This is a genomic window from Thiomicrorhabdus sp. (genome assembly GCF_963662555.1).
In the GTDB taxonomy this organism is placed as follows: domain Bacteria; phylum Pseudomonadota; class Gammaproteobacteria; order Thiomicrospirales; family Thiomicrospiraceae; genus Thiomicrorhabdus.
Genome location: NZ_OY759719.1, coordinates 839,743 through 866,148, shown reverse-complemented (window position 1 = coordinate 866,148; position 26,406 = coordinate 839,743). Strand labels below are relative to the sequence as shown.

Here is a 26,406-nt window from a genome sequence, read left to right as displayed (position 1 = left end):
AATCATAGATTTCAGCCCAAGCCTCGTCATAAATTCAATACATTTCATGCCTTACTCAATCTTTTTTCAGCAATGAAAATTATGACTCTGTAATCGTTTTGTTATGGCATTTATTTTTGAACGTTTACTTTTTTGCTCCCATATGAGAAGCACAAAAAAATTCAACAACACTCTTAAAAATGATGATGAGATAATTTCAAAATAGACACAAAATCATTGGCCTATTACCTACTTAAACAGATTTGTTTTAATACAGATAGGCGAATACATCTAAGAATCTTTACACCAACTCCTTCCTAAATACCTAAAAAACCTGTTGATTCACAATAGTACAAAAATAATACAAAACCTATACATAGCATGTATAATGTTTTTTTAACAAAACCAATTTTTTATTTAAAAACAAAGCTAAAGGAACTCTTTTTATGCCATTAGAAAATATTAAAGGCTATCTCGACCGTGCTCCTTACGCGTTTTTTAGATGGAAAAATGAACCTGAATGGCCAGTCATGCACACTTCCAGTATGGCTGTTAAATTATTGGGATATTCTGCCTCTGAATGGATGAGCGGTCAGAAATTATATTCGGAAATAATTCATCCAGATGATCTGAGCTGCGTTCTTGACGAAGTCAATGGTGCTTTAATGAGCAACCTATCTGATTTTATTCATAAACCTTATAGAATAAAAACGAATAATAATGAATGGATTTGGGTTAAAGATTCCACCCATATTGTGCGTGATGCCAATGGAAAAGTTATAGAGTTTTATGGGTTTTTAGAAGACATATCTAACTTTAAAAAACTTGAGAGTATTGCGGAAAAGGCACTTGTTTTGAACGAACAAATAACGTTTGCACTCGATCAAAGTAATTTAATTTCACGTGCTGACCAATACGGAAACTTTACCTATGTAAATGATAATCTACTTAATTTAACAGGCTATACTCGTTCAGAATTACTTAATAAACCTCACAGCATTCTTAGACATCCAGACACACCTTCAAGCTTGTTTAAAGAACTATGGGAAACTATTAAAACTGGAAATACCTGGAAAGGACGACTAAAAAATCAAAAAAAAGATGGAAGTTCATATTATGTCGAAATGACTATCGTGCCGCTAAGGAACAGTTCTGATAATTTACTGGAATATCTAGCAATTCGTCACGAAGTTACAGAGTTAATGGAAAAACAGGCAGATTTAGAGCACGCCATACACACCTCTAAACTTTTAGAAATACCTAATCGTAATGCATTAATAAGAGATATACCCAGTCTTAAATATCCAAAGCTCGCAATGCTAGATATTGATGATTTTCGGCAGTTTAACGATTATTTCGGTAATGAATTCGGTGATCTTTTATTGCTTGAATTTGTAAAAAGTATTTCATCACACTTACCTAAAAATGCTCTGCTTTATCATTTTCATGCGGATCAATTCATAATTTATTGTAATAAATTATCGAATGAATCCTTTACTAATGAGATGAAAACACTTCAAAAATATTTGTCTTCGGAGACCTATTCGGTCAAGGGACAAGAGATAATGTTTAATACTACGTTAGCCATTTGTTTTGAGCCGCATGATGTAATTCTTAACAAGTTAGAAATGACCATGAGTCAGGCTAAAAAAGCATCGCTAGACATGCTTCAATTTTCACCCAAAATTGATATGGTCGAACAACGAGCAAATAATTTAATGTGGTCTGATAAGCTCAATCGTGCAATTGAAGAAGATCGTATAACGCCTTTTTATCAACCAATCATGAGCCTAAGAAATCATCAAATTTATAAACATGAAGCTTTAGTTCGACTGATAGAACCAAATAAAGAAGTTATTTCCCCTTACCTTTTCTTAGATGTTTCTAAAAAAACCAAAAAATATCACAAGATTTCCAAACGCGTTGTAACCAAAACATTTGAGCTTTTCAAAAAAATTGATAAAGAATTTTCAATTAATATTTCTGCATCAGACATTTTGAACCCAGCCTATGTTAGTCACCTACATAATCATTTAGCTGTCTTTCCTTACAAACACAATATTACCTTTGAAATTCTAGAGTCAGAGGAAATTTCTGATCTTGACGGTGTGACAGCTTTCATTGAAAACTTGAAAACTCACGGATGCAAGTTTGCACTTGACGATTTTGGAGCTGGTTATGCAAATTACAGCAATATTTTAAACTTAAAGCCTGATTACATTAAATTAGATGGTTCTTTAATACAAGGATTAGCATCTAACGAAGATACAAAAGACATACTTGAAACAATCGTTTCTTTTGCTCAAAAAAAAGACATTAAGACGATAGCGGAGTTTGTTTCTGATGAGGCAATTTTTAAGACCGTTAAGCAACTAGGTATAGATTATGCTCAAGGCTATTATATTGGTAAGCCTATGAGTAAACCCGATTATAAACCGTGTTTTAACTTAAAAAATTAACTGTAAGAGGATGCCATTACTGATAGCACAATCAATAAGGCAACATATTAAGTAGATATAAACAAAAGATTTCGACTCAACGGCGAGTTGTGATTAATCAGTAAAAGATTAATTTTCTATGATTTTTAGAAAAAAATCTTACATTCTGAATTCAATGCCAATTTTCTCAATCAAAGTTTGAAGGAATCTATTGGTACAACTAAAGCATTTTATAAGAGATTAGAAATATGTTTTGTAAAAAATATAAGCAAAAAGTCAGTCAGCAAACCAAGACACTAAATGAACAAGCCGCATTAATCAACGCCATTGAAAAATCCAATGCCATAATTGAGTTCGACCTATCTGGTAAGGTATTAACAGCCAATACAAATTTTTTAAATGTCATGGGCTATAAACTTGACGAAATTGTAGGCCAACATCATAAAATGTTTTTAGCATCTCAAGAAACATCCAGTTCTGAATATGAAGGTTTTTGGCAAAAATTACGAGCGGGTAATTTTGTGGCTGGCCGATTCAAGAGAGTTGCTAAAAATGGTAAAACGATATGGCTTGAAGCTAATTACAACCCAATTTTAAACGATACTGGAAAACCATATAAATTTGTAAAATTTGCTACTGATGTTACAGCAAAAGTAGAGCATGAAATAGAAGCTCAAGCACAGATTACTGCAATTAATTTGGTTATGGCCACTATTGAGTTTGATACTCAAGGCAATATTCTGACTGCCAATGATAATTTTTTAAAAGTCATGGGTTACAGCCTAAGTGAAGTACAAGGAAAACACCATAGCATGTTTGCAGTTGGTGATTTTGCACAAACCCCTGCTTATAAAGCATTTTGGGATAAACTCGCGAAAGGCCAAGCATTTTCAGATACTTACGAACGAAAAACAAAAAATGGCAAATCAGTTTGGTTAGAGGCAAGTTATAACCCTATACTGAATCCTGACGGGCAAGTATGCAAAGTCATAAAATATGCAACCGATATTGGCTCAAACAAAAACTCTATTTTATTAGATGCTGTCATTGACGATGCCTCTAATGTAGTAAATGCAATGGCAAGTGGAGACCTATCGGCACACATGCAAAATCACATCGATCCAGATGCCACGACTCTTTACGATCAAAATATCACAAAACTATCAGGTTCTATTGGAGAGCTCGGCTCTAAGTTACAAGGCGTTATTTCAGAAGCTTTAGAAGCAGCCAATACCGTAAATGATGTGTCTGGTGAAGTTGCAACGAGTGCTTTAGATTTAAGCCAGCGAGTTCAGGAACAAGCCGCTGCTTTGGAAGAAACCTCTGCTACTATGAATGAAATGAATTCTCAAGTGCAAAGTAATACTCAAAATGCTCAAGAAGCTGAGCAAGTCTCTAACGATGTCCAATCAAAGGCAAAAAGTGGTCAGGCTATTATGAGGGACACTATTACCGCAATGGAAACCATCCAAGAATCGAGTCACCGAATTTCTGATATTGTAACTCTTATTGATGGTATAGCTTTTCAGACAAATTTATTGGCACTAAATGCTGCTGTTGAAGCCGCTAGAGCAGGAGAGCATGGAAGAGGTTTTGCTGTCGTTGCAGGAGAGGTTCGAAACTTAGCACAAAAGTCTGCGGAAGCAGCTAAAGATATTAAAAAACTTATTGAAGAAACTGTAAGCAGGGTTACACAAGGCGTGAACCTAGCGAGTGACTCTGGTGAGATGTTAACTGAGATTAATGAGGCCATTCACACCGTCACACAAATGATTACTCAAATTTCACAAGCTTCTACCGAACAGGCTGAAGGTGTTCATCAAGTTCATCAAGCAATAACACAAATTGATGAAGTAACTCAACAAAATGCTGCATTAGTCGAAGAAACCTCGGCTTCTGCGGAGAATTTAAAAGACCTGTCTGAGTCTTTAAATCAAAGCATGGGATACTTTAATAGAGGTACGCACCATCAAAACCAAATACCAGTCAAACAAAAAATAAAAAACCAACAGAATTTAGTTAATATCCAATCTGTACAAAAAACAGAACTATCATCATTTTTAACGAATTCAAACACTGTTGAAATTCCGGCGAACGCTGAAAAATGGGACGAATTTTAATGTAAATATTATTAATAATTGTGCCAGAAATACCAGTTAATCTGGACGTGTTAGAAGCTGCTAAGTTGAGTGCGAAATAACGTAAAATCTCTCTTAAATCATACTGCACTTTTGACAACGAATTTTATAAGTCATATCAAAAGCTTAGAAAGTTTTTATTGTTTTTTCTTTCCAAATTCTTAAATAATTTGGGATATAAACTTCAGAAAAAATAAATTATAGATAAAAAAATACCTAACATATAAAAAATTAGGTATTTTGCATTTTAAACCAATTAAACAATAACTTACAGCTAAAAAGCTAACAAAATAGTAGCATGTAAACCCTAGAACGGTACGTCATCATCATCAAAGTCATTTGGTGCATAGGCTGGTGCACGCTGAGGTTGAGCTGGTTGTTGATGCCCTCCCATTGGCGGAACATTTTGCTGACCCATTGGATTTTGCTGTCTCGGTTGTTGAGCTGGCTGCTGATTAAAACCACCTTGTGGTTGTCCGCCCATTTGACCACCCTGGTTACCCATAGGTGCTTGGTTAAAGTCATTACCACCACCAAAGGAAGCATCACCCCCCTGACGATTACCACCACCAAGCATTTGCATGGTGCCGTCAAAACCACTCAAGACCACTTCTGTAGTGTAGCGATCTTGGCCGTTTTGGTCTTGCCATTTACGAGTTTGTAATTTACCTTCTAAATAAACTTGTGAGCCTTTTTTAAGGTATTGGCCAGCAATCTCAGCGAGTTTTCCAAACATAGAGACACGATGCCACTCTGTTTTTTGCTGCTTTTGCCCAGTGTTTTTGTCATTCCACTCTTCACTGGTTGCCACACTTAGGTTTGCAATGGCATTACCATTTGCCGCATATTTAACTTCTGGGTCTGCACCTAAGGTTCCAACCAAAATGACTTTATTCACACCACGCATAGTATTGCTCTCTCTATTTCTTGTTTAATTTATATCTGGTCAATTTTACAATTTATCTTTGTTCAATGTAATTAATTAACGCAACTTCATCGACAACTTTTCTGTCTATTTTGAAATACACACGTTTTTCATCTGGTAATACTACCACTTCGTAGATGCCATCGTACGCTAACAATTTGTTTTGAATACTTTCAACTTCACCTTCTTTAAGGTCTTCAATAGGCACTGAAGCAATGCTTAGTGGTAGAGGTTTTTCCATTGTTAAGGCGGCTAAAGTCCATAATGCACCGATAGTTGCGGTAAAGATAAACACGCCATCATGCCCATAATGCTGATAGAAATAACCACCCATAGCACCACCTAAAGCGGCACCTAAAAACTGGCTAGTTGAAAATACGCCACTTGCTGTACCTTTTTTATCCGCTGGGGAAAGCTTAACGACTAACGATGGAAGAGAGGCTTCTAATAAGTTAAAAGCCGTGAAGAAGATTAACAATAAAACAAACAGTGTCCAAAAACTTGGAGGCACAAAGGCAAAACCAAGTTGCATTAGGGTAAGAGTGGCAATGGCTCCTACAAATACCATTTTCATTCTGCCACGGCTTTCGGCTTGAATAATAAATGGCACCATTAAAACAAATGACAATAACATAACAGGTAAATAGATTTCCCAATGTTCAGTGGATACCAGGCCTGCAGAATCTCTTAAGGTTAGTGGTAAAACAACAAACATGGCGGTTAGCATGGCGTGCAAAACAAATACACCAAAGTCTAAACGCAGCAATTGCGGGTGTTTTAAAATCTCTTTAAATTGACTGGGATCGGCTTCGGCTTCTCGTTGAAAATTTTGCTTTTCAATATCAGGCATGGCAAATTTAACAAGCAACATACCAATCACGGCTAAACCTGCAATCGTCCAAAAGATACCTCTTACCCCAAAGAAACTGGCTAATAAAGGGCCCGCGATTAATGACAATGTGAATGATAAACCGATTGTCATCCCTACAATCGACATCGCTCTTAAACGAAACTGCTCAGTAACTAAGTCGGCTACTGAGGCCATAAGTACTGCGGCCACTGCCCCCATACCTTGGATGGCTCGTCCAATAATCATCATCTCTATAGAGTCCGCCATGGCACAGACAATTGAACCGACCATAAAAATAAACATACCAAAAATAATGAGTGGTTTTCGGCCATATTTATCTGAAAGCATGCCGTATGGAATTTGTAAAAAGGCTTGGGTCAGTCCGTAAATACCCATAGCAATACCAATTTGCAAACCTGTGATGCCGTTAAATTCCTGTTGTGCAAATAATGCAAATACAGGGAATATCATAAATAGACCTAACATGCGGGTAGAGAAAATTCCGGCAACTGAGAAAGCAGCACGTTTTTCAGTAGGACTCATTGTTTGTCGTTCTAGGCTCATGGTTTATTCTGCCATTGATTTTGGTTTAATGAATTGCTTAGTATTAAGCGGCGAAATTATAACAAACTTCATAAAATCTAACGTTATAATCGAGAAATTAGCTAACTAAATCATTAGAAAACCTGAATAGGTTTATAAATGGATTATTAGCCGCCTAATTTACAGGCTATTTTGTTAATGAGCAATGCACATCAAAGGTATCTTAACGATTCCTTAAGGAGCTTAAAAAGTGAAACGATTAACCTTCAAACATTCGTTAATTTTGTCTGGATTTCTATTTTTATTTAATCTAACCAATCCTGCTTTTGCAGACAGCACTCAACCGCAAGGAAACCGGGTTAGTTTTTCTATCTCAGAAATGCAAAATGTACCTAATGACATTATTTCAATGACATTTAACCGAGTTGCTGAGGGCATTTCACCTCAAGCGGTGGCCAATGAAATAAATAGGCAAATGCAATCTGCAATCAAAGCTTTAAAGCCTTACCCTGACATTATTGTTAAAACCTCTCAGTACAGCATTCAACCTGTCTATACCAAAAAGGTTATTAGCCATTGGCGTGGCCAACAAAGTTTGGTTTTAACTTTAGAAAATAAACCAGGCCTGGTAAAAGTTTTGACTAAAATCCAACCTTACTTAGCCTATCAATCAATGCAATTTGGCGTATCTGATGCATTGAAACATAAAATTTTAGGAAAATTGACCGACAAGGCTATTCTACAATTTAGAGACCAAGCATCAAGAATTGCGCATGGTTTCAATGTTCCATCATTCAAAATATTAGAAACCCGAATCAATACCCCTAATAGTTTTCAGCCAAGACCGATGTATGCTAATTCAGAAATGGCGATGATGTCTTCTAAAATGGCGGCACCAGTCGTTGAAGCGGGCCAAAGCCAAATTACTGTAAACATCTCTGGCACAATCTTACTGCCTTATTGAGTTCTGTTCGCTTAAACACAATCGTAAAACGATCACTTCATCAATCCTGGTTCTAAAGTATTTCAAGCATTATGACCAGGCCTGTAAATTCCCTTTTTAAATAGAAAGTTATCGCTAATTAAGTAAGCACTCGTTCATTTTTAGAATCTTGCTATAATAGCTGATTGCTAAAATTTAAATGGAATCTAGGCCATGTTAGAAGAAATTGTTATTCGCGGTGCCCGCACCCATAACTTAAAAAACATTGATGTGACTCTACCCAGAGATAAGCTAATTGTTATTACAGGATTATCTGGTTCGGGTAAATCTTCTTTAGCCTTTGATACCATTTATGCCGAAGGCCAACGCCGTTATGTTGAGTCACTTTCAGCCTATGCTCGTCAGTTTTTGTCGGTTATGGAAAAGCCGGACCTTGATCATATTGAAGGCCTTTCTCCAGCTATATCCATTGAGCAAAAATCTACTTCTCACAACCCACGCTCTACCGTAGGTACGGTGACTGAAATCTATGATTACCTTCGTTTACTGTTTGCTCGTGCAGGTACACCTCGTTGCCCAACGCATGGTTGTGATTTAGAAGCCCAAACCGTTAGCCAAATGGTTGACCACACCTTAACCTTGCCAGAAGGCACTAAATGTCTGTTGATTGCGCCGATTGTACGCGGCAAAAAAGGGGAACATCACAACCTGTTAGATGAGCTACAAGCTCAAGGCTTTATTCGTGCCCGTATTGATGGCAAGGTGATGGATTTAGATGGCACTATTGAATTAGATAAAAACAAAAAACATGACATTGAAGTCATTGTTGACCGCTTTAAAGTACGAGAGGACATTAAACAACGTTTAGCTGAATCGTTTGAAACAGCATTACGTTTAGCCGACGGCATTGCCCAAGTATTACCAATGGATGAAGATGATGACTTTGCCCTACTGTTTTCAGAAAAGTTTTCTTGTCCACATTGTGGCTACTCAGTACCTGAGTTAGAACCGCGTATTTTCTCATTTAACAATCCACATGGAGCTTGCCCAACCTGTGATGGTTTAGGCATTAAAGAGAGTTTTGATCCTGAACGAGTGATTACTCATCCAGAGTTAAGCTTGGCTGGCGGTGCAATTCGTGGCTGGGATCGCCGTCATAAATACTATTATGATTTGCTAAAAGCGCTGGCCGAGCACTATGGTTTTGATGTAGAAGAGTCTTGGGAGAACCTGGATGAAAAACATAAAAAAATCATCCTATTCGGTTCTGGTCGAGAGAAGATTCCACTTCCTCACGGTAAATACAGCGATACACGTCGTTTTGAAGGTGTACTACCTAATATGGAACGCCGTTTTACCGAGACTGAAAGTAAAGCGGTACGCGATGAATTAGAAAAATTTCGTGTAACAACACCTTGTAAAAGTTGCCACGGCACACGTTTAAATGAAGCAGCACGTAATGTCTTTATTACCGAATACAGCCTACCCTCTTTAACCGAACTTCCTGTTGGCGAACTGCATGAGATTTTTGGTACCTTAGCTTTAAAGGGTGCCAAAGGTGAAATCGCCAGCAAAATCATTAAAGAAGTGCATGACCGCTTAACTTTTCTGGTCAATGTGGGACTTAATTACCTAACGTTAAACCGCAGTGCCGACACACTTTCGGGTGGTGAAGCACAACGCATTCGCCTTGCCAGCCAAATTGGAGCAGGCCTGGTAGGTGTGATGTATGTACTTGATGAGCCCTCAATTGGACTGCACCAACGTGATAATGACCGCCTACTAGCGACCTTAACGCATTTACGTGATTTGGGTAATACGGTGATTGTGGTAGAACACGATGAAGATGCCATTAGAGCCGCTGACTATGTGCTTGATATTGGCCCTGGCGCAGGTATTCACGGCGGCCGCATTATGGCCGAAGGCACACCAGAAGAAGTTATGAATAATCCCAACTCATTAACAGGTCAATTTTTAAAAGGCACTCGTAAAATTGAAGTGCCTGGCGAACGTCTAGAAGCTACCGACAAATGGCTTACCATTGAAGGTGCTAGCGGAAACAACCTAAAAGACGTCACCTTAAAGATTCCAGCAGGTTTGTTAACATGTGTAACCGGTGTTTCGGGTTCAGGTAAATCAACACTCATAAACGGTACTTTATCCAAGCTAGCGGCTAATGAATTAAATAAAGCACAACATACGCCTGCCCCTTATACCAAACTATCTGGAATGGAGCATTTTGATAAGTCGGTCAATATTGACCAATCTGCCATTGGCCGTACACCTCGCTCTAACCCAGCGACTTATACCGGATTATTCACACCGATTCGTGAGCTACTTGCTGCTACACCAGAATCACGTGCACGTGGTTATAACCCTGGTCGTTTTAGTTTTAACGTTAAAGGCGGACGCTGTGAAGCTTGCCAAGGTGATGGTGTACTTAAAGTTGAAATGCATTTTTTACCAGATGTTTATGTACCTTGCGATGTGTGTGAAGGGGCTCGTTATAATCGCGAAACCTTGCAAGTTCAATACAAAGGCAAAAACATTCATGAAATTTTAGAGATGACCGTGGAAGATGCTCGAGCATTCTTTGATGTGATTCCTGTAATTGCTCGTAAACTGCAAATGCTGATGGAAGTCGGTCTGGGTTATATCAAACTCGGCCAAAGTGCTACGACCCTCTCTGGTGGTGAAGCACAGCGTGTTAAGCTAGCTAAAGAGCTATCTAAACGAGATACTGGTAATACGCTATATATTTTAGATGAACCTACCACAGGCCTGCACTTTCATGATATTGAATTGTTACTAAAAGTCATTAGACACCTGCGAGACCAAGGAAACACCATTGTGATTATCGAACATAATTTAGATGTCATTAAAACAGCGGACTGGATTGTCGATTTAGGGCCAGAAGGTGGTTCTGGAGGTGGGACCATTGTTGCAACCGGTACACCAGAAACCATTGCGGCTTGTAAAGAGTCACATACAGGGTTCTATTTAAAGAATATGTTGTAAATTACCAGGCCTGGTAAAACCTGTGGTTGGCCATAGTTAGCCAGCCATAGACTTTGAGCATAGGGTATAAAGATTTTAGGTGAATGTTGATGTGGTTTAACAAAACGATTTTAAATTTAAACCTATCATCTGTTTTGGTTTTGGCAATATCACTTTTTCTGTATGGTTCTAATAGTTATGCAGAAAGTCATCTAGAAAAAGCTCAACCAAACAAGACTTCTAACAAATTTACTCTTTGGCAAAACCCACAATATATTCTTAAATCCTTTCAAGAGATCGCTCTTAAAAATGAGTATAAAAAAACTCATAAGCGGATTTTAAAATGGCAACAGCCAATTCGCTATCAGTTTAATTACCAACATCTCAAAAAAAACAATTTAGTTGAAAAATTGTTTAACGCACATCTCAAACATTTGGCAGATATTACAGGCCTAGACATTCAGCCTGCAAAAAATTCAGTCGCTAACTTTACAATCTACCTAACCAAAGATAAAAATTACGCTGACATAATAAAAAAGTACACAGGATCAACGGTTAAAAACCTAGAAAAAGACAGCCACTGTATGGGTAGCTATAAAACCAATAAACAAAATGAAATTATTCAAGCTGATGTAGTTTTACCAGTAGACCATGATTATAGCCGAGGATTACTAGTTTCATGTGTTGTAGAAGAAACCACGCAAGTATTAGGACTGCCAAATGATGCAAGCTGGGTCAATCCAAGCATTGCCAATGATGATAGCAAAATAGAGCTACTTACAGGCTTAGATTATATTTTACTGAAGCTACTTTATAATTCAGAGATTAAAGCTGGTATGTCTCAAACAGAGAGCCAGAAGGTACTTAAAAAAGAGATACAGCAATTAATGGATAATGGTGAAGTCAAGAACGCCGCTAAAACAGTAAACTCTAAAGGTTTATACCAACTGGTAAACTGAATATACCCTATGCTCAAAATGAATGAATAGAGCCACTGGGCATACCAGGCCTGGTAATTTACATATAGCTTTAAGGATGGAGGTTGTATCCTATGATTTTTTAACTACTCAGAATGAGCAATCGAAGTAATCACATGCCCTGCTAACATCAAACCAAAAATCCCTGGCATATAACTCGCCGTGCCATTAACCACCCTACCACGGGCACCTTCAATTTCTTCCATTGGCCCTGGCTCTTTAGGTATCTCGGTAGAAAAAACAGTCATAACCCCTTTTTTAATACCTTGTTTTTTGAGTCTTTGACGCATATTACGAGCTAGAGCACAACCGTGGGTTTTAGAGATATCTGCTAATGCGATTTTAGTTGGATCAACTCTACGGCCTGCACCCATACTAGAAACCACGGGTATATCCTTTTTAACTGCCGTAATCACTAGATTAGCTTTACAGTTAAGGCTATCTATTGCATCCACTACAAAATCAAAGCCTTGGGCTAATAACGGCTCCATATCCTCTGGTGATAGGAATGACTGTAGTACATTCACTTTACAATTAGGGTTAATATCAGCTATACGTTGTGCCATCACAACAGCCTTATTTTTGCCAAGAGTTGAATCTAGAGCAATAATCTGACGATTCTTATTAGAAGGAGAAACATCATCGTGATCTACCATCGTTAATTGACCGACCCCTGCTCTTGCCAGTGCTTCAATAACAAAGCCACCTACGCCACCTACACCAGCAACTAATACATGAGAATTTATTAAATTTAGAAGACCTTGTTCTTCAAAAACAAGCAGACTTCTTTCATACAAAGCATCATTTATATTCATAACACGTTTCTTTTAAATATTTGCTCAGCATTATAATCGGTTTGTTGAATAACATCTTCAACAGAAACACATAAAATATTCGCTACTGTTTTAGCAACAACATGAATATCATTAAGTGATGGATTTACCAGGCCTGGTAAATTGATATTAGGATAATCAGTTTCTAAAACAATATGTTCTACTCCAAAACGTTTTATTAACGCATGATAACGTTTTGCATTCTCACGAACCGCTACCGCATTGACTCCAAATTTAAAGCCTAAATCAATATACTGCTGTGCAATTTGTACACTCGTACCCAGACCATGAACTACACCAATGCAATTGCACCCTTTGAGTAAACCCAGCATTTCATTATGGGCTTTAACACAATGCAAGGATAGCGGTAGTTGATGACTTTCAGCTATTTGAAGTTGTTGCTCAAAACATTGAATTTGTATCGTTCTACTCTTTTTATATTGTTCATTAAAATCAAGACCAATTTCTCCGATAGCCGTAATGCCATATTCTGAAATTAAACTTTTAAGAACAACTAAATCAATACCGTAGGATTCCTTAACAAACCAAGGATGGATACCTAATGCAGCTAAAACATTATGATGTTGAGAAGCAAATTTAATGGTATCTAGCCAATCATCAACCTGCGTGGAAACAGCTAAATAAGAATTTATAGAATCTGGAAAATCAAGAGGAGTATTAAAATAAGAATTTAGATGACAGTGAGTGTCGAACATAAGAAAACTTTTCAAAAGATATAAAAAAGCCCGCTTAGAGCGGGCTTTTAAATCTGATTACTCAGCAGCTGAATCAGCAACCGGACGGTCAACTAATTCAACAATTGCCATTGGTGCATTATCACCAGGGCGGAAACCACATTTTAAAATGCGGATATATCCACCTGGACGAGCTTGGTAACGAGGACCAAGTTCACTGAATAACTTACCAACAGCTGCTTTATCGCCTAAACGTGCAAACGCAGTACGACGGTTATGTACGCTGTCATTTTTTGCCAACGTGATTAAAGGCTCAGCAACTCCGCGAAGTTCTTTAGCCTTAGCAACCGTAGTACGAATCACTTCGTGTTCGATAAGTGAAGCAGACATGTTTTTAAACATTGCCTTACGGTGCGAGCTGTTACGATTTAACTTACGACCTGTCTTACCATGACGCATGATAGCTTCCTTATAATTAAGCTGACTCTTTACTTACCAAACTTGCTGGTGGCCAGTTTTCTAACTTAGTACCTAGGCTTAGACCTCTCTGAGCAAGAACATCTTTGATTTCTTGTAGAGATTTTTTACCTAAGTTTGGTGTTTTAAGTAAGTGAGGCTCAGCTCTCTGTACTAGGTCACCAATATAATAAATTTGTTCTGCTTTCAAACAGTTAGCTGAACGTACTGTTAACTCAAGATCATCAACAGGCTGTAAGAAGATAGGATCAAATTCATTCTCTTCTTCTTCCGGTGCAACAACTTCTTTATGCTTAAGATCAACAAAAGCATTAAGCTGATAATGTAGAACCGTTGCTGCTTGTTTGATTGCATCTTCAGGATCTAAAGTACCATCAGTTACTACGTCAAGAATTAACTTGTCTAAGTCAGTACGCTGTTCAACACGAGCGTTCTGTACTTCGTAACTTACTGTATGAACAGGACTGTAACTGGCGTCTAAACGTAAAACACCAATCTGTGAGTCAGTCGCAGTTGGAGCAGCTTGGTAACCCATGCCAGTCGCAACTTTGATTGTCATATTCAATTCTGCACCTTCTGAAACATGTGCAATTACATGATCAGGGTTAGCGATTTCAGTATCGTGGTTTAACACGATATCTGAAGCACGCACAACAGCAGGACCTTTTTTGTTCAGCGTCAACTCAGCGCTATCACTAGCGTTAAGCTTAACTGCAACTTCTTTAAGGTTTAAAAGAATTTCTAAAACATCTTCTCTTACACCTTCAATTGAAGAGTATTCGTGTAAAACACCATCAATTTTGGCTTCTACAATAGCAGCACCAGGCATAGATGATAATAGAATACGACGTAGTGCATTACCTAGCGTGTGACCAAAACCACGTTCTAGTGGTTCTAAAGTTACACGGCTATGAAATGGAGTCTTTCTATCAATATCAACTAAACGCGGTGTTAACAACTGTTCTAACATCTCTTGCATTCGAAGTTATCTCCCGTATCAAATCAAAGTTTACTTAGAGTAAAGCTCAACAATTAAGTTTTCTGAAATATCAGCAGATAGATCTGAACGATCAGGAACATTTTTGAATGTACCTTCAAATGCAGACTTGTTAACTTCAACCCAGCTAACCCCACCAGCTTGTGCATTAAGTTCTAATGCAGTCGCGATGCGAGTTTGGTTACGAGATTTCTCTCTAATAGCAACGATGTCACCAGCAGAAACTTCAAATGAAGGAATATTTACTGATTGACCATTTACTAAAATCGACTTATGAGAAACCAATTGGCGTGCTTCAGAACGAGTAGAAGCAAACCCCATACGATAAACAACGTTATCTAAACGGCTCTCAAGGATTTGTAACAAGTTAACACCTGTTGAACCCTTACGTCGATCCGCTTCTTTATAATAAAGGCGGAATTTTTTCTCTAGTACACCGTACATACGACGTACTTTTTGTTTTTCACGTAACTGTAAGCCGTATTCTGTTACGCGCTTACGTCCTGCTCCGTGTTGACCTGGTAGTTGATCAATCTTACACTTAGATTCGATGCTACGAACACCGCTTTTAAGAAAAAGATCAGTACCTTCACGACGAGCAAGTTTACACTTTGGACCAATATATCTAGCCATGTTAACCTCAAATATTAAACGCGACGTTTCTTAGGTGGACGGCAACCGTTGTGTGGAATCGGAGTTACATCAGAAATTGATGTAATTTTGAAACCAGCACTATGTAAACCACGAACAGCAGAATCACGGCCAGGTCCAGGACCTTTAACCATAACTTCAACGTTCTTAACACCGTAGTCGTGAGCCATTTGACCAGCTCGTTCTGCAGCAACCTGTGCAGCGAATGGAGTACTCTTACGAGAACCACGGAATCCACTACCACCAGAAGTTGCCCAGCAAAGTGCATTACCTTGACGATCTGTGATTGTCACAATTGTGTTATTGAAACTAGCGTGAACGTGTGCAACGGCATCCGTTACAACCTGTTTTACTTTCTTTTTAACACGCGAATTTGCTTTAGCTTTTGCCATATCTAATCTCGCAATTATGCGTTATCTCTTAATAGGTCTTACAGGACCTTTACGAGTACGTGCATTAGTTTTTGTACGTTGTCCACGAAGAGGTAGACTACGACGGTGACGGATTCCACGATAGCAACCCATGTCCATTAATCGCTTAATGTTCATAGATACTTCACGACGAAGATCACCTTCAATTTTATAATTTGTAACTTCTGAACGAAGTGCTTCTAACTGTTCTTCAGTTAGTTCTCGAACCTTCGTAGCTGGATCTATCTTTACAGCATCACATATTTTCTGAGCTGAAGTAGAACCAACACCGTAGATCGAAGTCAATCCAATAACAATGTGCTTGTTAACTGGAATGTTTACGCCGGCAATACGAGCCATTTTGCGCTCCCTTTAATTCCATCTACTGAAAAACGGGCAATTATACACGTCTTTCAACCTAAATACCAGATATATAACAAGTTTTGTTATTTACCTTTTAAATTTGCTTTTTTCATCATTCCTTCGTATTGGCTAGATTGCATCTGAGCCTGAACGGCCGTCATGAAATCCATGACAACAATAACAATGATGAGCAGTGAAGTTCCACCAAAATAGAATGGAACGTTCCAATATAAAATAAGGAACTCTGGCAACAAACATACCGCAGTGATGTATACAGCTCCGGCTAATGTTAGACGGCCCATAATACTATCAATATGACGAGCTGTTTGTGCTCCGGGTCTGATACCTGGTAAATAGGCACCTGATTTTCTTAAGTTATCTGCTGTTTCTTTAGGATTAAATACAATCGCTGTATAAAAGAAACAAAAGAAGATAATAGCTATTGCATACAAAAGTACATAAAGCGGTTGACCTGGTGACATCGTCGTGGCGATGTCCTTCAACCATCCTAGACCTTCAGCACTTCCAAACCAGCCACCTAATGTGGCAGGGAATAGAATAATGCTCGAAGCAAAGATGGGAGGAATCACTCCAGCCATATTAAGTTTAAGTGGTAGATGTGACTCTTGACCACCATATAACTTACGCCCACGCATCTTTTGCGCATAGTGAACAGGAATACGACGCTGTCCTCGTTCAACGAAAACAACAAACGCAATAACTGCAAATACTAAAGCAAGCAATACAAAAATCGTAATTGCGTGCATAGCACCTGTATTAACCTGTTCAAATGTCCCACCTAGAGCTGCTGGTAAACCTGCAACGATACCGGCAAAGATAATCAAAGATATACCATTTCCAATACCACGCTCGGTAATCTGCTCTCCTAACCACATTAGGAAAATAGTACCACCAACCAGTGTAATAACTGCCGTAAGCCTAAACATCAAGCCTGGGTCAATTACTACCGACATACCATTCACATTTTGTGATTCCAGTGCAATAGCAACACCTAACGCTTGGAAAGTAGCCAATACAACAGTACCGTAACGCGTGTACTGTGTGATTTTACGACGACCTTGCTCACCTTCTTTCTTAAGTTGCTCCAATGTTGGAGAAACTACGGTAAGAAGCTGCATAATAATCGACGCCGAAATATAAGGCATGATTCCAAGTGCAAAAATAGATAAACGCTGAAGGGCACCACCCGAAAACATGTTAAACATGTCTAGAATGGTACCCTTTTGCTGTTCAAACATTGCTGCTAGGGCAACTGGATCAATTGATGGTACAGGGATATGAGTACCTAATCTATAAACGATTAGAGCACCCAAAACAAAAAGAATTTTGTTTTTTAAATCACCCATACCTGATGCAATAGAACTATTCATAATTAGGCTTCTACTGATCCGCCGGCTGCTTCAATAGCGGCCTTAGCACCAGCAGTAGCTTTAATGCCAGATAATTTAATTGCTTTAGTTACTTCACCAGAGTTAATAACTTTAACAACTTTAATTTTCTCACCAATCACGTCAGCCGCTTTAAGCGCTGCTACGTCAATGATATCAGCATCAATTTTTGCTAATGTATCTAGACGAATCTCAGTTGCATATGCAGATTTGCGTGAAGAGAAACCAACTTTAGGTAATCTTCTTTGAAGAGGCATTTGCCCACCTTCAAAACCAATCTTAGGCATACCACCAGAGCGAGACTTCTGACCTTTATGACCACGGCCACCCATCTTACCCCAGCCAGAACCTTGACCACGTCCTACACGCTTTTTAGAAGGTTTAGAACCTTCAGCAGGTTTAAGAGTATTTAACTGCATTTTATGCTTCCTCTACCTTAAGCAAATAGGAAACCTTATTGATCATTCCACGATTTTCAGGAGTATCAATAACGCTTACTGTTTGGTGCATCTTTCTCAGACCAAGACCAGATACACATGCTTTGTGCGAAGGTAAACGACCAATTGTGCTCTTTACCAACGTCAAAGTGACATATTTCTTATCTGACATCTTACTCACCTACAATTTCATTAACTGTTTTGCCACGTTTAGCTGCAATATAATCAGGACTTGAAATACCTGTTAATGCATTAACCGTAGAACGAACAACGTTAACTGGGCGTGTAGTACCTACACACTTTGAAAGTACATCTTTAACACCTGCAGCTTCTAAAACTGCACGCATAGCACCACCAGCAATTACACCAGTACCTTCAGAAGCTGGAAGCATAACAATGTTAGCTGCACCTTGTTTGAAGTTAATTGGGTATTGGATAGTACCATTATTTAAATGTACATCTCTCATATTACGACGAGCTTTTTCCATTGCTTTTTTGATAGCCACAGGAACTTCGTTAGCTTTACCGCTACCGTATCCTACTTTACCTTCTCCATCACCTACTACCGCAAGTGCTGAGAATGCAAATACACGACCACCTTTAACAACTTTAGCAACACGACGTACGTTGACTAATTTTTCAATTAGACCATCTTGTCCGTCTTGTAATTCACGTGAAGACATAATTAATCCTTCTATTAAAATTCAAGACCGTTTTCACGGGCTGATTCTGCTAATTGTTGGATGCGTCCGTGATATTTAAAACCAGAACGGTCAAAAGCAACAGCTGTAATTCCGGCAGCTTTTGCTTTTTCAGCAATCGCTTTACCTACTGCAGCAGCAGCGTCTTTATTACCAGTGTTACTAATTTCTTTTTTAACGTCCGCTTGTACAGTAGAGCTAGAAGCAATCACTTCTGAACCACTTGCAGAAATTAACTGTGCATAAATATGCTGAGCTGTGCGGTGTACGCAAAGTCTTGGCATTTTAAGTTCCAGAATCTTTCCACGAGTTTTCTTAGCTCTACGAAGACGGGCTGTTTTCTTATCCATATCGACTCAGCCTTATTTCTTCTTAGCTTCTTTACGTAAAATGCGCTCACCAGCGTATTTAACACCCTTACCTTTATAAGGCTCAGGTGGACGATACGCGCGGATTTCAGCAGCAACTTGTCCAACAACTTGCTTATCTGCACCTTTTACAACAATTTCAGTTTGGGTTGGAGTTTCAACAGTAATACCTTCAGGCAATACGTGTTTAACTGGGTGTGAAAAACCTAAAGTAAGATCTAATGCCTTACCTTCAGCTTTAGCACGGTAACCAACACCAACTAATTCTAATTTCTTTTCAAAACCGTCAGTTACACCAATAACCATGTTATTGATGATTGAACGAGCAGTACCTGCTTGAGCCCAACCGTTTGGTGCACCTTCAATAGGAGCACAAGTTACAACGCCAGCATCATTCTTAACAACAACTGAAGAGTTAAACACTTTAGTTAGAGATGCTTTAGAACCTTTTACAGTGACAGTAGAGCCATCAACTGAAAGTTCTACACCTGCAGGTAAGTTCACTGGAGCTTTTGCAATTCTAGACATAATAATTTCCTTATGCTACGTAGCAAACAACTTCGCCACCGATACCAGCTTGTCTAGCATCGCGGTCAGTCATAATACCTTTTGACGTTGAAATTACAGCGATACCAAGACCGCCAATTACTTTAGGTAACTCATCTTTGTTTTTATAAACACGAAGACCTGGACGGCTTACACGTTTAATCATATCAATAACAGGTTTACCATCAAAATACTTAAGATCCACTGATAATTCAGCTTTTCCATCTTTGTCATTTATGCTGTATGCAGAGATAAAACCTTCATCAGACAAAACTTTAGCAACTGCTGCTTTTACTTTTGAAGAAGGCATTACTACATTCGAGTGACCAGCCATTTGGCCGTTACGAATGCGTGTTAACATATCAGCAATTGGATCAGACATACTCATAGATATTTATCCTTACCAACTGGCTTTTCTTAATCCAGGAACATCACCTGCCATTGCTAATTCTCTTAGCATGTTACGTGATAATCCAAATTTTCTATAAACACCGTGTGGGCGCCCTGTAATACGACAGCGATTACGCTGACGAACAGGCGATGCATTACGAGGAAGAGCAGCTAGCTTTTCCATTGCATCCATACGCTCTTCGAAACTCAAAGACATATCTACAGATGCTTTTTTATATGCAGCACGTTTCTCTGCATATTTAGCAACTGTTTTTGCACGTTTTTCTTCGCGCATAATCATTGATTGCTTAGCCATTAGAAAAACCTCTATTTCTTAAACGGAAAGTTAAAGGCTTCTAAAAGAGCTTTCGCTTCATCGTTAGTTTGTGCAGTAGTTGCGAAGTTAATATCCATCCCGCGGATTTTATCAACTTTTTCAAACTCGATTTCAGGGAAAATAATTTGCTCTTTAAGGCCTAAGTTATAGTTTCCACGACCATCAAATGCTTTCGGGTTTACACCACGGAAGTCACGTACACGAGGTAACGCAATATTGATTAAACGATCAAGGAACTCATACATCTTTTCACCACGTAAAGTCACTTTACAACCTAAAGGGTATCCATCACGGACCTTAAAGCTTGCTACTGATTTACGAGCTAAAGTTTTAATTGCTTTCTGACCTGCAATTGCTTCCATATCAGAAACAGCACTATCTAAAACTTTTTTATCAGCAATCGCTTCACCTACACCCATGTTGATTGTAATCTTAGTCAACTTAGGTGCCTGCATTGGCGACTGATAACCAAATTGTTCTACTAATTTAGAAACAACCTGCTCTTTATACATTTTTTGTAATCTTGCCATCTTTATACCCTTAATTAAGCGTCAATCGCTTTACCATTAGATTTAAAGAAACGGATTTTTGCATCACCTTCAACTTTAAAACCAACTTTGTCAGCTTTATTTGTTTCAGGATTTACTAAAGCCACATTTGAGGCATCGATTGGCATCTCTTTAGAAACAATTCCACCTTGCGCACCAGTCATAGGATTTGCTTTAGTGTGTTTCTTAACAAGGTTGATACCATCTACTAGAACCTTACCGTTAGATAAAACTGAAGAAACAGAACCACGTTTCCCCTTGTCTTTACCAGTAATAACGATAACTTCATCACCTTTTTTTAAACGATTCATTACGTCTTCCTTATAGAACTTCAGGAGCTAAAGAAACGATTTTCATAAACTTGTCGTTTCGTAACTCACGAGTTACTGGACCGAAGATACGTGTTCCGATAGGCTCATGTTTTGCGTTAAGAATTACAGCAGCATTGCCATCAAACTTAATCAAAGAACCATCTTGACGTCTTACACCCTTAGCTGTACGAACAACTACGGCGTTATATACATCACCTTTCTTCACTTTTCCACGTGGTGCAGCTTCTTTTACACTCACTTTTATTACGTCACCAACACCAGCGTAACGACGTTTTGATCCGCCTAACACTTTAATGCATTGGACACGCTTTGCTCCGCTGTTATCAGCAACATCAAGCACAGTTTGCATTTGAATCATGGTGGTACTCCATCCATAAACTTAAAAATTACTTACAGCACAAAAACCACTAAAAAGAGCAGTTCCTAATCTAAAATTAGGCTTATTCTTTAAAGTGGCTAAGTAGATTCCGAGAATTATAACAGATAATTTTCGGAAATGCTATAAAACTTAAATTTTTGCTTTTTCGTCAATAGAAACTAAAGTCCATGACTTGTTTTTAGAGATAGGAGCAGTTTCTTGAATAGTAACTGTATCACCAACTCCACAAGCATTTTCAGCATCATGTGCCATTACTTTAGTTGATTTCTTAACGAATTTTTTGTATTTCGCATGTTTGATGAAACGTGCAATTGAAACAACGATAGAATCTTGCATACCATTACTTACAACAACACCCTGCATAGTACGTGCTTTATTTTCTTGACCAGCCATCTTTACTTACTCACTTTTTGACGAATGATGGTTTTAACACGAGCAATAGAACGACGAGTCGTTTTTAATTGCGCAGTGTTAGATAACTGACCAGTTGCATTTTGCATTCTTAAGTTAAATTGCTCTTTCAAAAGATCAAGCAACTCAGCATTAAGCTCTTCAACTGTTTTTTCATTTAATTCTTTAGCAGTCATTTACATCACCGTTCTTGTTACAACTTGTGTTTTAAAAGGTAATTTAGCCGCTGCAAGCTCAAACGCTTCGCGAGCTAATTGCTCATTTACACCCTGGATTTCGAATAAAACACGACCCGGCTGAATCTGAGCTACCCAATATTCAACACTACCCTTACCTTTACCCATACGAACCTCAAGAGGTTTGTTTGTGATTGGCTTATCAGGGAATACGCGGATCCAAATTTTGGCTCCACGCTTAACGTGACGAGTCATAACACGACGACCAGCTTCGATTTGACGTGAAGTCATACGGCCTCTTTCTACAGCCTTAAGACCAAAATCACCAAAGCTAACTTTGTTACCGACCTGTGCTAGACCACGGTTACGTCCTTTGTGTACTTTTCTAAATTTTGTACGTTTAGGCATTAACATAGTTGGAAATCCTTTTAATTACGGCCTTTTTTGCCCTTAGATTGATTATTGTCATCTAATGCAAGCTTACCTAGCTTCTCACCTTTGAAGATCCATACTTTTACGCCAATTTTGCCGTAAGTTGTGTCTGCTTCGAAAGTTGCATAGTCGATATCAGCACGGAAAGTATGTAAAGGTACACGCCCTTCTCTATACCATTCAGCACGTGCAATATCAGCACCGTTTAAACGACCTGAAACCGTAACCTTAATACCTTCAGCACCAATACGCATTGCATTACCTACAGCACGCTTCATGGCACGACGGAACTGGATACGCTTCTCTAATTGTTGAGCAATAGACTCAGCAACTAATTTAGCATCTAGTTCAGGTTTTTTGATTTCTTCAATATTGATACTTACTGGCAAACCAGTTTTAGCTGAAAGCGCAGCTTTTAGCTTTTCAATATCTTCACCCTTCTTACCAATAACAACACCAGGACGAGCAGTATGGATAGTTACACGAACTCCATTTGCTACACGTTCAATGTTAATTTTACTGATAGAAGCATGTTTTAATTTTGCATTTAACTCGTTACGAATCTCAACATCACTGATTAAGTTATCAGAATAGTTTTTGCTATCCGCGTACCAACGAGAATTCCAATCTTTTGTGATCCCAAGACGAATCCCAATAGGATGAACTTTTTGACCCATTCTGATTCTCCTTATTTATCGCCAACAGTGACAGTGATGTGACTGATACGTTTTAATATACGGTTACCACGACCTTTTGCACGAGCACGCATGCGCTTCATGATAGGCCCAGCATTTACATATGCTGCAGTAACTTTTAATTCATCGATATCAGCACCTTCATTATTTTCAGCATTTGCAATCGCAGAGTTTAAAACCCCTTTGATTAGATCAGCGGCTTTTTTGTCGCTGAATGCTAAAATATTAACTGCTGTTTCCACATCTTTACCACGGATTAAGTCTGCTACAAGGCGAGCTTTCTGTGGAGAGATACGAGCAAATTTATGTGTTGCACTTACTTGCATAATAATCCCCTACTAGCGCTTAGCTTTCTTATCCGCAGCATGGCCGCGATAATAACGAGTCATTGAAAATTCACCCAATTTGTGACCAACCATGTTTTCTGATACGAAAACTGGAATGTGCTCTTTACCATTATGAACGGCAATTGTTAAACCGATCATATCAGGTAAGATCATTGATCTACGAGACCATGTCTTAATTGGACGTTTATTACCAGATTCTTGTGCCTCTACCACTTTTTTATATAAGTGATTATCAACAAAAGGTCCTTTTTTAACTGAACGTGGCATCAGTGTCCTTCCTTATTTTTTGTTTCTACGACGTACGATCATTCCATCAGTACGTTTATTGCTACGAGTCTTCTTACCTTTAGTCGGTACACCCCATGGAGTAACTGGGTTACGTCCACCAGAAGTACGACCTTCACCACCACCGTGTGGGTGATCAACAGGGTTCATCGCAACACCTCGAACAGTAGGACGAACACCGCGCCAACGCTTAGCACCTGCCTTACCTAGCTTACGTAAGCTATGTTCAGAGTTTCCAACTTCACCAATAGTTGCTTTACATTCAGCAAGGATCTTACGCATTTCACCAGAACGTAAACGAACTAGAACGTAAAGACCATCTCTACCAACAATAGAAGCTGAAGCACCAGCAGAACGTGCAATTTGAGCACCTTTACCTGGACGCATCTCTAAGTTGTGAACGATAGTACCTACTGGGATATTGCGAAGCGGTAAACAGTTTCCTGTTTTAATTGCTACATGATCACCAGTTTCAACTAAATCACCTGCTGCTAAGTTCTTAGGAGCAATGATATAAGAACGCTCACCATCAGCATACTTTAGTAATGCAATATGAGCTGAACGGTTAGGATCATATTCAAGACGTTCAACAGTTGCAGGAACTCCTGCTTTACTACGCTTGAAGTCAACCATACGGTAATGCTGCTTGTGACCACCACCGTGGTGACGAACAGTAATACGACCGTTGTTGTTACGACCACCTGATTTTGATTTCTTTTCAAGTAACGCTGAATGAGGTTTACCTTTATGTAAACTTGGCTCAACAACACTTACAACAAATCGACGACCTGGAGAAGTCGGTTTAGATTTTTTAATAATTGCCATGCGTGAACTCCTTATTCAGCTGAAGCGAAGTCAATGTCTTGACCAGGAGCTAAACGAACGATTGCTTTACGCACACCATTACGCTGTCCTTGACGACCTTTGAAGACTTTTCGCTTACCTTTAAGGTTAATCATATTTACAGACTGCACTTTTACATCAAATAAAGACTCAACTGCTGCCTTTACTTCAGTTTTAGTAGCTGTCGGCTCTACTTTGAATACGTACTGACTAGCTGCATCAGCCATGATTGCTGATTTTTCAGAAACATGTGGTGCTAGCAATACTTTTAGAATTCTTTCTTGTTTCATGCTAATTGCTCCTCTAGCTGCTTAACCGCACCTTGAGTCATTACAACATTCTGAAAACCAATTAGGCTTACAGGGTCAATTGACGCAACATCACACACATCCGCACCATAAAGGTTACGAGCTGACAAATACAAGTACTCATCAAAACCTTCAGTGATAACTAATGCATCAGTAATATTTAACTGTGCTAGTTTTGCATTAAATTCTTTAGTCTTTGGTGCTTCAACCTTGAAATCATCAACAACAATTAAACGACCAGTACGAGCAAGCTCAGCTACGATTGAACGCATAGCACCACGGTACATTTTTTTGTTTACTTTTTGAGAGAAATCACGGTTATGACCAGGGAACGCACGTCCACCACCAACCCAGATAGGGCTACGGATAGTACCAGCACGTGCACGACCAGTTCCTTTTTGGTTCCAAGGCTTAGCACCACCACCACTTACAGCAGCGCGGTTCTTTTGACCCTTAGTTCCTTGACGTCCTGCATTCATATATGCAGTCACTACTTGGTGTACTAGAGCTTCATTGAAGTCCACACCAAATAAGGCATCAGAAACAGCAACTGTACCGTTTTCTTTACCTGAAGCTAATTCGATTAATTTTAAATCCATCATGCCCACCTTACTTAACAGCTTTACGAACAATGACAGTACTGTTTTTAGCACCAGGGACTGCACCCTTAATCAATAACAGACCATTCTCTGCATCAACTTTCACTAAATCTAAGTTCTGTGTTGTTTGACGAACATCACCCATGTGACCAGACATTTTCTTACCTTTGAAAACACGACCTGGAGTTTGGTTTTGCCCGATTGAACCGTTTGAACGGTGAGAGATCGAGTTACCGTGAGTAGCATCTTGCATACTGAAGTTATGACGTTTAATACCACCTTGGAAACCTTTACCTTTAGTAGTACCAGTTACATCAACCACAGCAATTTCATTGAAACGCTCTACAGTTAACTCAGAACCTACCTCTAGTCCTTCCATATCTGCTTCTTCAGCACGGAATTCCCAAAGACCCTTACCAGCTTCAACACCTGCTTTCGCAAAATGCCCAGCAGCAGGCTTGCTTACGCGACCTGCATGCACTGATCCAGTAGTAACCTGAATCGCAGAATAACCATCAGTTTCTAATGTTTTAATCTGTGTAATACGATTAGGTGACACTTCAACAACTGTTACAGGAGTTGAAATACCTTCGTTATTAAAAACACGAGTCATTCCGATTTTTTTACCAATGATACCAATACTCATA

Annotated in this window: 34 protein-coding genes and 2 pseudogenes; 5 read left to right on the top strand and 31 right to left on the bottom strand. The window is 38.8% G+C overall.

The window, feature by feature from the left end; genetic code table 11:
- Positions 1-425 precede the first annotated feature (425 nt).
- Together ACORJQ_RS03675 and ACORJQ_RS03670 are read left to right on the top strand one after the other, a co-directional pair.
- Positions 426-2,438, top strand: a complete 2,013-nt coding sequence (locus tag ACORJQ_RS03675; protein ID WP_321326109.1) for a bifunctional diguanylate cyclase/phosphodiesterase — start codon at positions 426-428, stop codon at positions 2,436-2,438.
- A 227-nt stretch (positions 2,439-2,665) separates the two neighbouring features.
- Positions 2,666-4,216, top strand: a pseudogene (locus ACORJQ_RS03670) (methyl-accepting chemotaxis protein); the annotation flags it as partial.
- 310 nt (positions 4,217-4,526) lie between these two features.
- On the opposite strand, the pseudogene ACORJQ_RS03665 reads toward ACORJQ_RS03670, so the two are convergent.
- The 3 genes and pseudogenes from ACORJQ_RS03665 to ACORJQ_RS03655 all read right to left on the bottom strand — a co-directional run.
- A pseudogene (locus tag ACORJQ_RS03665) lies at positions 4,527-4,672 on the bottom strand (IS1595 family transposase); the annotation flags it as partial.
- Between the two features lie 190 nt (positions 4,673-4,862).
- Positions 4,863-5,462, bottom strand: coding sequence for a single-stranded DNA-binding protein (gene ssb / locus ACORJQ_RS03660; protein WP_321326106.1), 600 nt, complete (start codon positions 5,460-5,462; stop codon positions 4,863-4,865).
- Between the two features lie 52 nt (positions 5,463-5,514).
- Positions 5,515-6,894 carry an MFS transporter gene (locus tag ACORJQ_RS03655; protein ID WP_321326104.1) on the bottom strand — a complete coding sequence of 460 codons (1,380 nt, stop codon included), beginning with the start codon at positions 6,892-6,894 and terminating at the stop codon, positions 5,515-5,517.
- A gap of 229 nt (positions 6,895-7,123) precedes the next feature.
- On the opposite strand from ACORJQ_RS03655, the gene ACORJQ_RS03650 reads away from it, so the two are divergent.
- The 3 genes from ACORJQ_RS03650 (at position 7,124) to ACORJQ_RS03640 (ending at position 11,772) form a co-directional block, all read left to right on the top strand.
- Entirely contained in the window at positions 7,124-7,837 is a 714-nt protein-coding gene (locus tag ACORJQ_RS03650; RefSeq protein WP_321326102.1) for an SIMPL domain-containing protein, read from the top strand.
- 192 nt (positions 7,838-8,029) lie between these two features.
- Complete coding sequence (uvrA, locus tag ACORJQ_RS03645) at positions 8,030-10,834, top strand: excinuclease ABC subunit UvrA (protein ID WP_321326100.1); 2,805 nt, start codon at positions 8,030-8,032, stop codon at positions 10,832-10,834.
- Between the two features lie 83 nt (positions 10,835-10,917).
- Entirely contained in the window at positions 10,918-11,772 is an 855-nt protein-coding gene (locus ACORJQ_RS03640) for a DUF2927 domain-containing protein (protein ID WP_321326098.1), read from the top strand.
- Between the two features lie 104 nt (positions 11,773-11,876).
- Here the strand turns inward: ACORJQ_RS03640 and ACORJQ_RS03635 are convergent, their stop codons facing one another.
- The 28 genes from ACORJQ_RS03635 to rplC all read right to left on the bottom strand — a co-directional run bounded on the left by ACORJQ_RS03635 (position 11,877) and on the right by rplC (position 26,405).
- Positions 11,877-12,605 carry a tRNA threonylcarbamoyladenosine dehydratase gene (locus ACORJQ_RS03635; protein ID WP_321326096.1) on the bottom strand — a complete coding sequence of 243 codons (729 nt, stop codon included), beginning with the start codon at positions 12,603-12,605 and terminating at the stop codon, positions 11,877-11,879.
- On the bottom strand, positions 12,602-13,339 hold the full coding sequence (locus tag ACORJQ_RS03630) for a TatD family hydrolase (protein ID WP_321326094.1): 738 nt from the start codon (positions 13,337-13,339) through the stop codon (positions 12,602-12,604). Before ACORJQ_RS03630 ends, ACORJQ_RS03635 begins: the two co-directional genes overlap by 4 nt.
- Before the next feature lie 57 nt (positions 13,340-13,396).
- Positions 13,397-13,777, bottom strand: a complete 381-nt coding sequence (gene rplQ / locus ACORJQ_RS03625) for a 50S ribosomal protein L17 (RefSeq protein ID WP_040726345.1) — start codon at positions 13,775-13,777, stop codon at positions 13,397-13,399.
- 16 nt (positions 13,778-13,793) lie between these two features.
- Complete coding sequence (locus tag ACORJQ_RS03620; protein WP_321326091.1) at positions 13,794-14,774, bottom strand: DNA-directed RNA polymerase subunit alpha; 981 nt, start codon at positions 14,772-14,774, stop codon at positions 13,794-13,796.
- Between the two features lie 30 nt (positions 14,775-14,804).
- The gene (rpsD, locus tag ACORJQ_RS03615) at positions 14,805-15,425 is read right to left on the bottom strand and encodes a 30S ribosomal protein S4 (RefSeq protein WP_321326089.1); all 621 of its coding nucleotides are present in this window, start codon (positions 15,423-15,425) and stop codon (positions 14,805-14,807) included.
- A gap of 14 nt (positions 15,426-15,439) precedes the next feature.
- A complete protein-coding gene (gene rpsK, locus ACORJQ_RS03610) occupies positions 15,440-15,835 on the bottom strand; it encodes a 30S ribosomal protein S11 (protein WP_321326087.1) in 396 nt (131 codons plus the stop codon).
- Positions 15,836-15,856: 21 nt separating this feature from the next.
- A complete protein-coding gene (gene rpsM, locus ACORJQ_RS03605; RefSeq protein ID WP_321326085.1) occupies positions 15,857-16,213 on the bottom strand; it encodes a 30S ribosomal protein S13 in 357 nt (118 codons plus the stop codon).
- Between the two features lie 86 nt (positions 16,214-16,299).
- Complete coding sequence (gene secY, locus ACORJQ_RS03600; RefSeq protein WP_321326082.1) at positions 16,300-17,607, bottom strand: preprotein translocase subunit SecY; 1,308 nt, start codon at positions 17,605-17,607, stop codon at positions 16,300-16,302.
- Between the two features lie 2 nt (positions 17,608-17,609).
- Complete coding sequence (gene rplO, locus ACORJQ_RS03595) at positions 17,610-18,044, bottom strand: 50S ribosomal protein L15 (protein WP_040726364.1); 435 nt, start codon at positions 18,042-18,044, stop codon at positions 17,610-17,612.
- A 1-nt stretch (position 18,045) separates the two neighbouring features.
- Positions 18,046-18,234 (bottom strand): 50S ribosomal protein L30, encoded by a 189-nt coding sequence (gene rpmD / locus ACORJQ_RS03590; RefSeq protein WP_040726370.1) that lies wholly within the window; start codon positions 18,232-18,234, stop codon positions 18,046-18,048.
- A 1-nt stretch (position 18,235) separates the two neighbouring features.
- Positions 18,236-18,745 carry a 30S ribosomal protein S5 gene (gene rpsE, locus ACORJQ_RS03585; RefSeq protein WP_321326080.1) on the bottom strand — a complete coding sequence of 170 codons (510 nt, stop codon included), beginning with the start codon at positions 18,743-18,745 and terminating at the stop codon, positions 18,236-18,238.
- 14 nt (positions 18,746-18,759) lie between these two features.
- Entirely contained in the window at positions 18,760-19,113 is a 354-nt protein-coding gene (gene rplR, locus ACORJQ_RS03580; protein WP_321326078.1) for a 50S ribosomal protein L18, read from the bottom strand.
- 12 nt (positions 19,114-19,125) lie between these two features.
- Positions 19,126-19,659 (bottom strand): 50S ribosomal protein L6, encoded by a 534-nt coding sequence (gene rplF, locus ACORJQ_RS03575; RefSeq protein WP_321326076.1) that lies wholly within the window; start codon positions 19,657-19,659, stop codon positions 19,126-19,128.
- Between the two features lie 10 nt (positions 19,660-19,669).
- Complete coding sequence (gene rpsH / locus ACORJQ_RS03570; RefSeq protein WP_321326075.1) at positions 19,670-20,065, bottom strand: 30S ribosomal protein S8; 396 nt, start codon at positions 20,063-20,065, stop codon at positions 19,670-19,672.
- A 12-nt stretch (positions 20,066-20,077) separates the two neighbouring features.
- Complete coding sequence (gene rpsN / locus ACORJQ_RS03565) at positions 20,078-20,383, bottom strand: 30S ribosomal protein S14 (RefSeq protein ID WP_321326074.1); 306 nt, start codon at positions 20,381-20,383, stop codon at positions 20,078-20,080.
- An 11-nt stretch (positions 20,384-20,394) separates the two neighbouring features.
- Positions 20,395-20,934, bottom strand: coding sequence for a 50S ribosomal protein L5 (rplE, locus tag ACORJQ_RS03560; protein WP_321326072.1), 540 nt, complete (start codon positions 20,932-20,934; stop codon positions 20,395-20,397).
- A gap of 14 nt (positions 20,935-20,948) precedes the next feature.
- Positions 20,949-21,263, bottom strand: coding sequence for a 50S ribosomal protein L24 (gene rplX / locus ACORJQ_RS03555; protein ID WP_321326070.1), 315 nt, complete (start codon positions 21,261-21,263; stop codon positions 20,949-20,951).
- Positions 21,264-21,273: 10 nt separating this feature from the next.
- Positions 21,274-21,642 carry a 50S ribosomal protein L14 gene (rplN, locus tag ACORJQ_RS03550; protein ID WP_040726393.1) on the bottom strand — a complete coding sequence of 123 codons (369 nt, stop codon included), beginning with the start codon at positions 21,640-21,642 and terminating at the stop codon, positions 21,274-21,276.
- A 150-nt stretch (positions 21,643-21,792) separates the two neighbouring features.
- Positions 21,793-22,056, bottom strand: coding sequence for a 30S ribosomal protein S17 (gene rpsQ, locus ACORJQ_RS03545; RefSeq protein WP_321326067.1), 264 nt, complete (start codon positions 22,054-22,056; stop codon positions 21,793-21,795).
- Positions 22,057-22,058: 2 nt separating this feature from the next.
- A complete protein-coding gene (rpmC, locus tag ACORJQ_RS03540) occupies positions 22,059-22,250 on the bottom strand; it encodes a 50S ribosomal protein L29 (protein WP_321326066.1) in 192 nt (63 codons plus the stop codon).
- A complete protein-coding gene (rplP, locus tag ACORJQ_RS03535) occupies positions 22,251-22,664 on the bottom strand; it encodes a 50S ribosomal protein L16 (RefSeq protein WP_321326065.1) in 414 nt (137 codons plus the stop codon).
- 14 nt (positions 22,665-22,678) lie between these two features.
- Positions 22,679-23,359, bottom strand: a complete 681-nt coding sequence (gene rpsC, locus ACORJQ_RS03530; protein ID WP_321326064.1) for a 30S ribosomal protein S3 — start codon at positions 23,357-23,359, stop codon at positions 22,679-22,681.
- 11 nt (positions 23,360-23,370) lie between these two features.
- On the bottom strand, positions 23,371-23,703 hold the full coding sequence (gene rplV, locus ACORJQ_RS03525; protein ID WP_321326062.1) for a 50S ribosomal protein L22: 333 nt from the start codon (positions 23,701-23,703) through the stop codon (positions 23,371-23,373).
- A gap of 12 nt (positions 23,704-23,715) precedes the next feature.
- Positions 23,716-23,991 (bottom strand): 30S ribosomal protein S19, encoded by a 276-nt coding sequence (rpsS, locus tag ACORJQ_RS03520; RefSeq protein ID WP_029406738.1) that lies wholly within the window; start codon positions 23,989-23,991, stop codon positions 23,716-23,718.
- Positions 23,992-24,003: 12 nt separating this feature from the next.
- Positions 24,004-24,834, bottom strand: a complete 831-nt coding sequence (rplB, locus tag ACORJQ_RS03515) for a 50S ribosomal protein L2 (RefSeq protein WP_321326060.1) — start codon at positions 24,832-24,834, stop codon at positions 24,004-24,006.
- Between the two features lie 11 nt (positions 24,835-24,845).
- A complete protein-coding gene (rplW, locus tag ACORJQ_RS03510; protein ID WP_321326058.1) occupies positions 24,846-25,142 on the bottom strand; it encodes a 50S ribosomal protein L23 in 297 nt (98 codons plus the stop codon).
- Positions 25,139-25,744, bottom strand: a complete 606-nt coding sequence (gene rplD / locus ACORJQ_RS03505) for a 50S ribosomal protein L4 (protein ID WP_420719577.1) — start codon at positions 25,742-25,744, stop codon at positions 25,139-25,141. Before rplD ends, rplW begins: the two co-directional genes overlap by 4 nt.
- A gap of 25 nt (positions 25,745-25,769) precedes the next feature.
- Positions 25,770-26,405, bottom strand: coding sequence for a 50S ribosomal protein L3 (gene rplC, locus ACORJQ_RS03500; RefSeq protein ID WP_321326055.1), 636 nt, complete (start codon positions 26,403-26,405; stop codon positions 25,770-25,772).
- Position 26,406 lies beyond the last annotated feature (1 nt).

What these genes read in the sequence shown, in the direction of transcription:
- rplE (WP_321326072.1), bottom strand. Translation starts at nt 20,934, where the DNA reads ATGGCAAGATTACAAAAAATGTATAAAGAGCAGGTTGTTTCTAAATTA.
- uvrA (WP_321326100.1), top strand. Translation starts at nt 8,030, where the DNA reads ATGTTAGAAGAAATTGTTATTCGCGGTGCCCGCACCCATAACTTAAAA.
- secY (WP_321326082.1), bottom strand. Translation starts at nt 17,607, where the DNA reads ATGAATAGTTCTATTGCATCAGGTATGGGTGATTTAAAAAACAAAATT.
- rpsE (WP_321326080.1), bottom strand. Translation starts at nt 18,745, where the DNA reads ATGTCTTCACGTGAATTACAAGACGGACAAGATGGTCTAATTGAAAAA.
- ACORJQ_RS03635 (WP_321326096.1), bottom strand. Translation starts at nt 12,605, where the DNA reads ATGAATATAAATGATGCTTTGTATGAAAGAAGTCTGCTTGTTTTTGAA.
- ACORJQ_RS03640 (WP_321326098.1), top strand. Translation starts at nt 10,918, where the DNA reads ATGTTGATGTGGTTTAACAAAACGATTTTAAATTTAAACCTATCATCT.
- rplQ (WP_040726345.1), bottom strand. Translation starts at nt 13,777, where the DNA reads ATGCGTCATGGTAAGACAGGTCGTAAGTTAAATCGTAACAGCTCGCAC.
- rplW (WP_321326058.1), bottom strand. Translation starts at nt 25,142, where the DNA reads ATGAAACAAGAAAGAATTCTAAAAGTATTGCTAGCACCACATGTTTCT.
- rpsH (WP_321326075.1), bottom strand. Translation starts at nt 20,065, where the DNA reads ATGAGTATGTCTGATCCAATTGCTGATATGTTAACACGCATTCGTAAC.
- rpsM (WP_321326085.1), bottom strand. Translation starts at nt 16,213, where the DNA reads ATGGCTCGTATTGCCGGCGTAAACATTCCAGTTAACAAGCACATTGTT.
- ACORJQ_RS03630 (WP_321326094.1), bottom strand. Translation starts at nt 13,339, where the DNA reads ATGTTCGACACTCACTGTCATCTAAATTCTTATTTTAATACTCCTCTT.
- rpsK (WP_321326087.1), bottom strand. Translation starts at nt 15,835, where the DNA reads ATGGCAAAAGCTAAAGCAAATTCGCGTGTTAAAAAGAAAGTAAAACAG.
- rplO (WP_040726364.1), bottom strand. Translation starts at nt 18,044, where the DNA reads ATGCAGTTAAATACTCTTAAACCTGCTGAAGGTTCTAAACCTTCTAAA.
- rplF (WP_321326076.1), bottom strand. Translation starts at nt 19,659, where the DNA reads ATGTCTAGAATTGCAAAAGCTCCAGTGAACTTACCTGCAGGTGTAGAA.
- rpsD (WP_321326089.1), bottom strand. Translation starts at nt 15,425, where the DNA reads ATGGCTAGATATATTGGTCCAAAGTGTAAACTTGCTCGTCGTGAAGGT.
- ACORJQ_RS03655 (WP_321326104.1), bottom strand. Translation starts at nt 6,894, where the DNA reads ATGAGCCTAGAACGACAAACAATGAGTCCTACTGAAAAACGTGCTGCT.
- rplP (WP_321326065.1), bottom strand. Translation starts at nt 22,664, where the DNA reads ATGTTAATGCCTAAACGTACAAAATTTAGAAAAGTACACAAAGGACGT.
- rpmC (WP_321326066.1), bottom strand. Translation starts at nt 22,250, where the DNA reads ATGACTGCTAAAGAATTAAATGAAAAAACAGTTGAAGAGCTTAATGCT.
- ACORJQ_RS03620 (WP_321326091.1), bottom strand. Translation starts at nt 14,774, where the DNA reads ATGCAAGAGATGTTAGAACAGTTGTTAACACCGCGTTTAGTTGATATT.
- ACORJQ_RS03675 (WP_321326109.1), top strand. Translation starts at nt 426, where the DNA reads ATGCCATTAGAAAATATTAAAGGCTATCTCGACCGTGCTCCTTACGCG.
- rpsN (WP_321326074.1), bottom strand. Translation starts at nt 20,383, where the DNA reads ATGGCTAAGCAATCAATGATTATGCGCGAAGAAAAACGTGCAAAAACA.
- rpsC (WP_321326064.1), bottom strand. Translation starts at nt 23,359, where the DNA reads ATGGGTCAAAAAGTTCATCCTATTGGGATTCGTCTTGGGATCACAAAA.
- rplB (WP_321326060.1), bottom strand. Translation starts at nt 24,834, where the DNA reads ATGGCAATTATTAAAAAATCTAAACCGACTTCTCCAGGTCGTCGATTT.
- rpsQ (WP_321326067.1), bottom strand. Translation starts at nt 22,056, where the DNA reads ATGGCTGGTCAAGAAAATAAAGCACGTACTATGCAGGGTGTTGTTGTA.
- rplC (WP_321326055.1), bottom strand. Translation starts at nt 26,405, where the DNA reads ATGAGTATTGGTATCATTGGTAAAAAAATCGGAATGACTCGTGTTTTT.
- ssb (WP_321326106.1), bottom strand. Translation starts at nt 5,462, where the DNA reads ATGCGTGGTGTGAATAAAGTCATTTTGGTTGGAACCTTAGGTGCAGAC.
- rpmD (WP_040726370.1), bottom strand. Translation starts at nt 18,234, where the DNA reads ATGTCAGATAAGAAATATGTCACTTTGACGTTGGTAAAGAGCACAATT.
- rpsS (WP_029406738.1), bottom strand. Translation starts at nt 23,991, where the DNA reads ATGCCACGTTCAGTTAAAAAAGGACCTTTTGTTGATAATCACTTATAT.
- rplR (WP_321326078.1), bottom strand. Translation starts at nt 19,113, where the DNA reads ATGGATAAGAAAACAGCCCGTCTTCGTAGAGCTAAGAAAACTCGTGGA.
- rplV (WP_321326062.1), bottom strand. Translation starts at nt 23,703, where the DNA reads ATGCAAGTAAGTGCAACACATAAATTTGCTCGTATCTCTCCACAGAAA.
- rplX (WP_321326070.1), bottom strand. Translation starts at nt 21,263, where the DNA reads ATGAATCGTTTAAAAAAAGGTGATGAAGTTATCGTTATTACTGGTAAA.
- rplN (WP_040726393.1), bottom strand. Translation starts at nt 21,642, where the DNA reads ATGATTCAAATGCAAACTGTGCTTGATGTTGCTGATAACAGCGGAGCA.